Consider the following 8,069-nt stretch of genomic DNA (forward strand, 5'->3'; position numbering starts at 1 on the left):
TCCGCACCACAGCGAGCCGGATCACTTGGCGTTGTTGTACTTGTTGATCGCGTCGTCGAGCCGCTGCAGCGCCGAGCCGTAGGCTGCAAAGTCGCCCGACTTCTGGGCGTCTCGCGCTGCGCCCATTGCCGTCTCGACGTCCTTGAGCGCTGCTGCCTTGGACGGTGACAGGCTCACCGCCCCGCTCGGCACGGGTGCCACCGCATTAGCCGGAGGCGGCGGATTGGCCGGTGGCTCGCCACCCGGTGGCGCACTGGCCGGAGCGCCCGACTCGGTGGGCGCGATTCCTGCAGCGGTGGCGGCAGCCCCGGGCCCGAAAAGACCCGTCAGTGCGTCGCCGACGGTGGGTCCGTAGCCGATCTTGTCGTTGTACATCATCGCCACCCGGATCAACCGCGGATACGACGACGCGACATCGCTGGTGCCGGGTGATGCGTAAACCGGTTCGACATAGAGCAATCCGCCCTGAGCCACCGGCAGCGTCAGCAGATTGCCCCACTTGATCCGGTTCTGGTTGTCACGCCCGATCACGCCGAGGTCTTGGGACACCGCGGTATCGGTGGTGATCGCGTTGTTGGCCAACTTTGGACCGTTGACCTGACCCGGGATGGTCAGCACGGTGATCTTGCCGTAGGTCGCCGGATCGGAGCTGGCGCTGATGTAGGCGGCCAGGTAATCGCGCTTGAACCGATTCATCGCGCTGGTCAGTTGGAACGAGGCCGAGTTGTCGTTCTTGGCAATGTTTTTCGCGACGATGTAATACGGCGGCTGGTAGCTGCTGGCGGTCGGGTTCGGGTCGAGCGGCACGTCCCAGAAGTCCGACGTGGAGAAGAACGTCACCGGGTCGTTGACGTGGTACTTGGCCAACAGCATCCGCTGCACCTTGAACAGGTCTTCGGGATAGCGCAGATGGGCGGCCAGCTCGGCGGTGATGTCGCTCTTGGGTTTGACCGTCCCGGGGAAGACCTTCATCCATGCCTTGAGCACCGGGTCGTGCTCGTCCTGCTCGTACAGCGTGACCGTTCCGTCGTAGGCATCGACGGTGGCTTTTACCGAGTTACGGATGTAGGACACCTGCTTGTCGGGCGCCAACCGGTTGAACGCGACCTCGGTGGAGTCGGCGGTGGCCGACGAGAGCGAGGTGAGCTCGGAGTAGGGATAGTTGTCCAGCGTGGTGTAGCCGTCGATGATCCAGACCAACCGCTTGTTGACGATCGCCGGGTACACGCTGCTGTCGGTGGTCAACCACGGCGCCACCGCCTCCACCCGCTGAGCCGGGTCGCGGTTGAACAGGATCTTGCTGTTCGAGCCAATCACGTTGGAGAACAAGAAGTTTCGTTCGGCAAACTTCGCGGCAAAAACGCTGCGCGAGACCCAGCCACCCAGCGGCACTCCGCCGCTGCCGGTGTAGGTGTAGTTCTTGGTCTCGGTGTTGGTCTCGTAGTCGTATTCCCGATCTACGCCGTTGCGTCCGACGATCGCGTAGTCGGCGGGTGTGCTGGCGATGACCGGTCCGAAGTAGACCCGCGGCTGATCCAGTGGGGCGGGACCGCTGGACGTCACGCTCCCGTTGGCCCCGACCACGTTGGCCATGAACTCGGGGTATCCGCCGTTTTGGTTGGGGTCGTTGGCGATACCGCGCACGGTGTTGGCCGGCGAGGCGATGAAGCCGTTGCCGTGAGTGAAGACGGTGTGCCGGTTGATCCAGTCCCGCTGGTTGTCGATCAGATGGTCCGGGTTGAGTTCGCGGGCGGCGACGACGTAGTCGTGCAGATTGCCGTCACGGTCGCGGTAGCGGTCGATGGACAGCTGGTCGGGGAAGTAGTAGAAATTCTTGCCCTGCTGGAATTGTGTGAAAGCCGGGCTGATGATGGTGGGGTCGAGCAGCCGGATGTTTGAGGTGGTGGCGCGGTCGGACGCCACCTGCTCTGCGGTGGCTCGCCCGTCGCCGCTGTAGTCGCGGTAGGTCACCACGTCCTCGGTCAGGCCGTAGGCTTGCCGGGTCGCGGCGATGCTTCGGCTGATGTACTCGCGTTCCTTTTGCGCCGCATTGGGTTTGACGCTGATCTGCTCGACGATCAGCGGCCAGCCCGCCCCCACGACCATCGACGACAGCAACAGCAGCACCAGGCCGATGGAGGGAATCCGCAAGTCCCGCAGCACAATTGCCGAGAACACCGCGGCCGCACAGATCAATGCGATCGCCAGAAGGATCAGCTTGGCCGGCAGCACCGCGTTGATGTCGGTGTACCCGGCCCCGGTGAACGGCTTGCCGGCCCGAGTGTGAGACAGCAGCTCGTAGCGGTCCAGCCAATACGCAAAGGCCTTGAGCAACACCAACGTTCCGACCAGGCTGATCAGCTGGATGCGCGCCGAGCGGCTCAGGGCACCGGTGCGTCCAGACAGCCGGATTCCGCCGAATACATAGTGCGCCAACAGGTTCGCGACAAAAGCAAGAAATATCGCGATGAAGATAAAGCTGAGCACCAGCCGGTAGAACGGCAGGTCGAAGGCGTAGAAGCCGAGGTCCTTGCCGAACTGCGGATCGCGAACGCCGAAGTCGCTGCCATGCAGGAACAGCTGAATGCGCACCCAATACGTCTGTGCGACAACACCGGCGAGCAGGCCGATCGCTATCGGGACACCGGCACCGATCACCCGCAGCCGCGCCATCACCACGGTGCGATACCGCGCCACCGGGTCACTGCCGTTACTCGGAACGAACACCGGCCGGGTGCGATAGGCCAACGCCAGACCGGCGAACACGATGCCGCCGACGAGCAGCCCGATCACCACGAACACGATCAGCCGGGTGGTCAGGACGGTGGTGAACACCGACCGGTAGCCCAGCTCTCCGAACCAGAGCCAGTCGACGTACGCGTCGATCAATCGCGGGCCGATCAGCAGCAGCCCGATCACGGTCAGGGCGATCGCGATAAGAGTCCGGCTGCGACGAGTCAGCTTCGGCATCCTGGCGGCGGGCCGCATCCCCACTAGCTACGCTCCCTGCTCGGTTGTCCGCGACGTTTCAACTGTACGCACCGGTCAGCAACTCGGCGGATGACCGCCGGTGGCCACGGCGTGCAGCGCGTCCACTGCCGCACCGAGGGTGTCGACCTTCACCAATTGCAGGCCGGGCACTTGTTTGGAGTTCGCTTCGTAGCAGTTTTCGGCCGGAACCAGAAACACTGTCGCGCCGGCATCGTGGGCCGCGCTCATTTTGTGCAGGATCCCGCCGATCCGGCCCACCTCGCCGTCCGGCTTGATCGTGCCGGTGCCCGCCACGAACTTCGAGCCGGCGAGGTTGCCGGTGGTGAGTTTGTCGATGACCGCCAGGCTGAACATCAGACCCGCCGACGGACCGCCGACGTTGGCGAGGTTGAAATCGACCGCGAACGGCGCCCACGGCGCGTCCGTGACCGAGACGCCCACAAAGCCGTAATCGCCTTTGGGGTGATGGCCCAACGTGATGTGCGCGACCCCGGGTGGCGCGTTTTTGCGGTGGAAATCGACCGTGACGTTTTGGCCCGGCCTGGTGGTCTTCAGAAACGTGGTGAACTCCTCCACGGTGCCCACCGGCTTGCCGTCGACCGCCTGGACGGCGTCACCGGCCTGCAGCTTGCCTACCGACGGCCCGGGATCGGTGAGCGTCACGATGGTGACCGCGCGCGGATACTTCAGATATCCCAGGGCCGCGAACTCGGCGTTGTGCTCGGACTCTTTGAAGTCGGCGTCGTTGGCCTTGTCGGCGTCCTCCCGCGACGTCCCCGGCGGGTAGACCAGGTCGCGCGGCATCAGCTGTTCCTGCCCGGACAGCCACAGCGTCAGCGCCTCGGCCAGGCTGAGGCCGTCGCGCTGGGCCACCGTCGTCATGTCCAGGTGGCCCGTCGTCGGGTGCGTGGGGGTGCCCTTGATGTCGACCACCTGCTTGCCCTCAACCTCACCGAGCGTGTCGAACGTCGGACCCGGCCCCAGCGACACGTAAGGCACCGTCACCACCGCGAGCAGCACGCCGAAGACCACGATCGGGATCAACGCCACAATCAGCGTCAGAATCCGCCTGTTCACGTCGCTAACACTAGACGGAAGGGTGACCCGGCCCAGGTTCGTGGCCCGCGGGTTCACTAAGAGCGTGACGACGGGCCGCGCGTCGCGCGTGCGCGATGAGTACCGTTGAGGACATGGCTGACCTGCCTTTCGGGTTCTCCGGTGGGGACGACCCGGACCGCGACAAGCGCCGCGACGACGATTCCGAGTCCGGCTCGGGGTCCGCTGACCCATTCGGCCTGGGCAGCCTCGGTGGCGAGTTCAACGTGGCCGACCTCGGGCAGATCTTCACTCGCCTGGGGCAGATGTTCAGCGCCACCGGCTCAGGCACGCCGGGCGCGCAAGCCGGTCCGGTGAACTACGAGCTGGCCCGCCAGTTGGCGTCCAGCTCGATCGGGTTTGTGGCTCCCATCCCGATCGCCACCCGCGAGGCGATCAGCGACGCCGTCCACCTCGCCGAGACCTGGCTCAACGGCGTGACCGCGCTGCCGGCGGGTACTACCAAGGCGATCGCCTGGACTCCAAACGACTGGGTGGACCACACGCTGGAGACCTGGAAGCGGCTGTGCGACCCGATGGCCCAGCAGATCGCCTCGGTGTGGGCCTCGGCGCTGCCCGAAGAGGCCAAGGCGATGGCGGGACCGTTGCTGTCGATGATGTCGCAAATGGGCGGCATGGCATTCGGCTCGCAGCTGGGTCAGGCACTGGCGCGGTTGGCCCGCGAGGTGCTGACGTCGACAGATGTCGGATTACCGTTGGGGCCCAAGGGCATTGCGGCACTGCTGCCCAATGCCATCGAGTCGTTCGCCGACGGGCTCGAGCAGCCGCGCAGCGAGATCGTCACGTTCCTGGCGGCCCGCGAGGCCGCCCACCACCGGTTGTTCAGTCACGTGCCGTGGCTGTCCAGCCAGCTGCTCGGCGCGGTCGAGGCCTACGCCAGAGGCATGAAAATCGATATGCACGGAATCGAAGAGCTGGCACGCGATTTCAACCCGGCGTCGCTGAACGATCCGGCCGCCGTCGAGCAGCTACTCACCCAAGGGGTGTTCGAGCCCAAAGCCACACCCGAGCAGACCCAGGCGCTGGAGCGGCTGGAAACGCTGCTGGCGCTGATCGAGGGCTGGGTACAGACGGTGGTGAACGCGGCGCTGGGCGACCGCATCCCGGGCGCGGCCGCTCTCGGCGAGACGCTGCGCCGGCGCCGGGCCACCGGCGGACCGGCCGAGCAGACCTTCGCCACGCTGGTGGGCCTGGAACTGCGGCCGCGCAAGCTGCGGGAGGCCGCCGCGCTGTGGGATCGGCTGACCCAGGCTGTCGGCGTCGACGCCCGCGATGCGGTCTGGCAGCACCCTGATCTGCTGCCCGGATCCGAGGATCTCGACGACCCGGCCGCATTCATCGACCGCTCCATCGGCGGCGACACCAGCGGGATTGACGAGGCGATCGCCGAATTCGAGCGCGACGCCGATCGTGGACCCCGCGAGGGTCCCGACGGTCCTGTGGACAGCTGAACCAATCTGCCTGACGGCCGTGGACAGTGTGCCCGGCATCACCAGCTGCCCGGGCAATCATTAAGTGGAAATACCCGGGGGGACTGTCACTCGTGCCCTGGCGAGCGGGGGGATCAGCAGTACGCTCATGCGATGCCGGAAACGTCATACGCCATGTGCGGCGATCTCAGCCTGGCGTATCAGGTGTTCGGCGACGGGCCGGTCGAGCTGATCATCGTCTGGCCGTTCGTCAGCCACATCGAGCTGGCCTGGACCCTGCCGCAATTCAAAGCGTTCGTTGATCAGCTCGCCACGTTCTGCCGCGTTGCGGTGTTCGATAAGGCCGGGGTCGGGCTGTCGGACCCGGTGTCAAAAGTTCGCACGCTGGAGGAACGAGCGGCCGAGGTCGAGGCTGTCATGGATGCGGTCGGCTTCGGACAGGCCGTCGTGTCCGGTCTGAGTGACGGTGGACCGGCCGCCATGATGTTCGCGGCAACGCGGCCCGAGCGAGTGCGGGCGCTGATCCTTCACGGCACCATTGCGTATTGGGGCTTCACGGGGTGGGACGACATGGATCGCGACCCGGCCGAGCTGCGGTCGCGCTTCCTTGCCGAGCTGGGCGAGGACTACACGCCGTCGATTGAGCAGCTCGCCCGCTTCCAGGAAGGCGGCCGCGCCGTGCGCTCCGGGTGGGGCAGCGGTGTGGCAGCCAGCATCAGCGCGCCGTCGTTCCGGTTGATACGCCAGCTCGCAACGTTGGAGCGCATGTGCGCGAGCCCGGGAATGGCGCGGGCGTCATTCGAAGCGGCGTTTCTGACCGACGTGCGGTCGATCTTGCCCACGCTCACCGCGCCGACCCTGGTCATCCATGCCCGCGAGGACAACGCGGTTCCGGTGCAAGGCGGCCGGTATCTCGCCGACCACATCCCGGGCGCGCGGTACCTGGAGGTCGAGGGCGTGGACCACGCACCCTTTTTAACCGAGCCCGACAAGATCCTGGCCGGGATCGAGGAGTTCCTCACCGGCAGCCATGCGGCGCCGGCGCAGTCACATCGCGCCCTGCGCACCGTGCTATTCACCGATATCGTCGCGTCGACGCAACACGCCGCAGCGAGCGGCGACGAGCGATGGCGGGCGGTGCTGCACCGCTTTGGTGAGATCACTGCCGACCTCACGGAACGTTTCGGTGGCACGGTGGTCAAAAGCACCGGCGACGGCCACCTCGCAACCTTCGATGGCCCGACGCAGGCCATCCGCTGCGCCGAGGCCCTGCGCGATGACGCCGAGACACTGGGCATCCAGATCCGCGCTGGCATCCACACCGGCGAGTGTGAACTGCTGGACGCGGACATCGGAGGAATCGCGGTACACATCGCGGCGCGGATCCTCGGCGAGGCCGGCGTCGGTGAAATCCTGGTCTCCCGCACCGTGCGTGACCTGGTGGTCGGCTCAGGCACCGGCTTCGAGGACCGCGGCAGCGTCGAGCTGCGCGGCGTGCCCGGCACTTGGCAACTGCTGGCGGTCAACCGCCACGGCCCGCGGGCGGGATCGGCCGAGGCGGAACTGGCGTCAATGCCCACTCCTGGCCGTCGGACGACGATGCGCCGATCGGATCGCGCTGTCGAGGTGATCGCGATGCGCGCACCGTGGCTTGTGCGCGGGCTGGCCCGCCTCGTACCGGTCACCGATCGCAGAAAAACGGCCGGAGTCAGCGCGCTCGGAGATGTTCTCAATAGTTGATCCGGTAAGACGCATCATCGGCGGCGGCTCCGGCAGGATCGATGAGGCGATCGCCGAGTTTGAGCGCGACGCCGATCGCGGACCCCGCGAGGGTCCCGACGGTCCTGTGGACAGCTGAACCAATCTGCCTGACGGCCGTGGCACAGTGCCGGAATGGCGCAGCTCACGCCGTCGCTCTATGCGCTCGATCCGGCGCTGCCGGTGCTGCTGCGCCCCGACGGCGCCGTGCAGGTCGGCTGGAGTCCGCGCCGCGCTGTGCTGATCCGCCCGCCGCGCGGCGTGAGTGCCGCCGGGCTGGCCGCCTTGCTGCGAGCCATGCATTCGCCGGTGCCGCTGAGCCAGCTGCAAACCCAGTCCGACTTGAGCGCCGCTGAGCTGGGCGATCTGGTCGCCCAACTGGTGACGGCGGGCGTGGCCACGCGTGGAGCCCGGCAGCGGGCCGGGCGGTCGGCGTCGATACGGGTGCACGGCCGCGGTCCGCTGTCCGAATTGCTGGCCGAGGGCCTGCGGTGTTCGGGCGCCAGGATCAAGCAGAGCAACCAGCCGCACGCCGCGGTGACTTCTGCCGACGCCGACCTGGTGGTGTTGTCCGACAACCTGGTCGCCGACCCGCGAATGCTGCGCGACCTGCACACCCACGGCGTCGCCCACCTCGCGGTGCGGGTGCGCGACGGCACCGGCCTGGTCGGCCCGCTGGTCGTGCCCGGCATCACCAGCTGTCTGGGATGCGCCGATTTGCACCGCCGGGACCGCGATGCGGCGTGGCCGGCCGTTGCCGCGCAGCTGCGCGAC

At 66.8% G+C, this 8,069-nt stretch carries 5 protein-coding genes; 3 read left to right on the forward strand and 2 right to left on the reverse strand.

The genetic code is table 11. The annotated features are described in order from the left end of the window. Positions 1-21: 21 nt before the first annotated feature. Together WAO18_RS23820 and WAO18_RS23825 are read right to left on the reverse strand one after the other, a co-directional pair. Entirely contained in the window at positions 22-2,994 is a 2,973-nt protein-coding gene (locus WAO18_RS23820) for a UPF0182 family protein (protein ID WP_422208687.1), read from the reverse strand. A 51-nt stretch (positions 2,995-3,045) separates the two neighbouring features. Next, positions 3,046-4,068: a PDZ domain-containing protein gene (locus tag WAO18_RS23825; RefSeq protein ID WP_422208688.1), complete on the reverse strand. Its 1,023-nt coding sequence runs from the start codon at positions 4,066-4,068 to the stop codon at positions 3,046-3,048. A 95-nt stretch (positions 4,069-4,163) separates the two neighbouring features. On the opposite strand from WAO18_RS23825, the gene WAO18_RS23830 reads away from it, so the two are divergent. From WAO18_RS23830 to WAO18_RS23840, 3 genes are all read left to right on the forward strand, one after another. Continuing rightward, positions 4,164-5,558 carry a zinc-dependent metalloprotease gene (locus tag WAO18_RS23830; protein WP_422208689.1) on the forward strand — a complete coding sequence of 465 codons (1,395 nt, stop codon included), beginning with the start codon at positions 4,164-4,166 and terminating at the stop codon, positions 5,556-5,558. A gap of 132 nt (positions 5,559-5,690) precedes the next feature. Next, complete coding sequence (locus tag WAO18_RS23835) at positions 5,691-7,277, forward strand: adenylate/guanylate cyclase domain-containing protein (protein WP_422208690.1); 1,587 nt, start codon at positions 5,691-5,693, stop codon at positions 7,275-7,277. A gap of 153 nt (positions 7,278-7,430) precedes the next feature. After that, the coding region (locus WAO18_RS23840; RefSeq protein WP_422208691.1) for a cyclodehydratase at positions 7,431-8,069 on the forward strand (639 nt) is incomplete at its 3' end.

This window comes from Mycobacterium sp. (assembly GCF_049278535.1).
Classification (GTDB): Bacteria; Actinomycetota; Actinomycetes; order Mycobacteriales; family Mycobacteriaceae; genus Mycobacterium.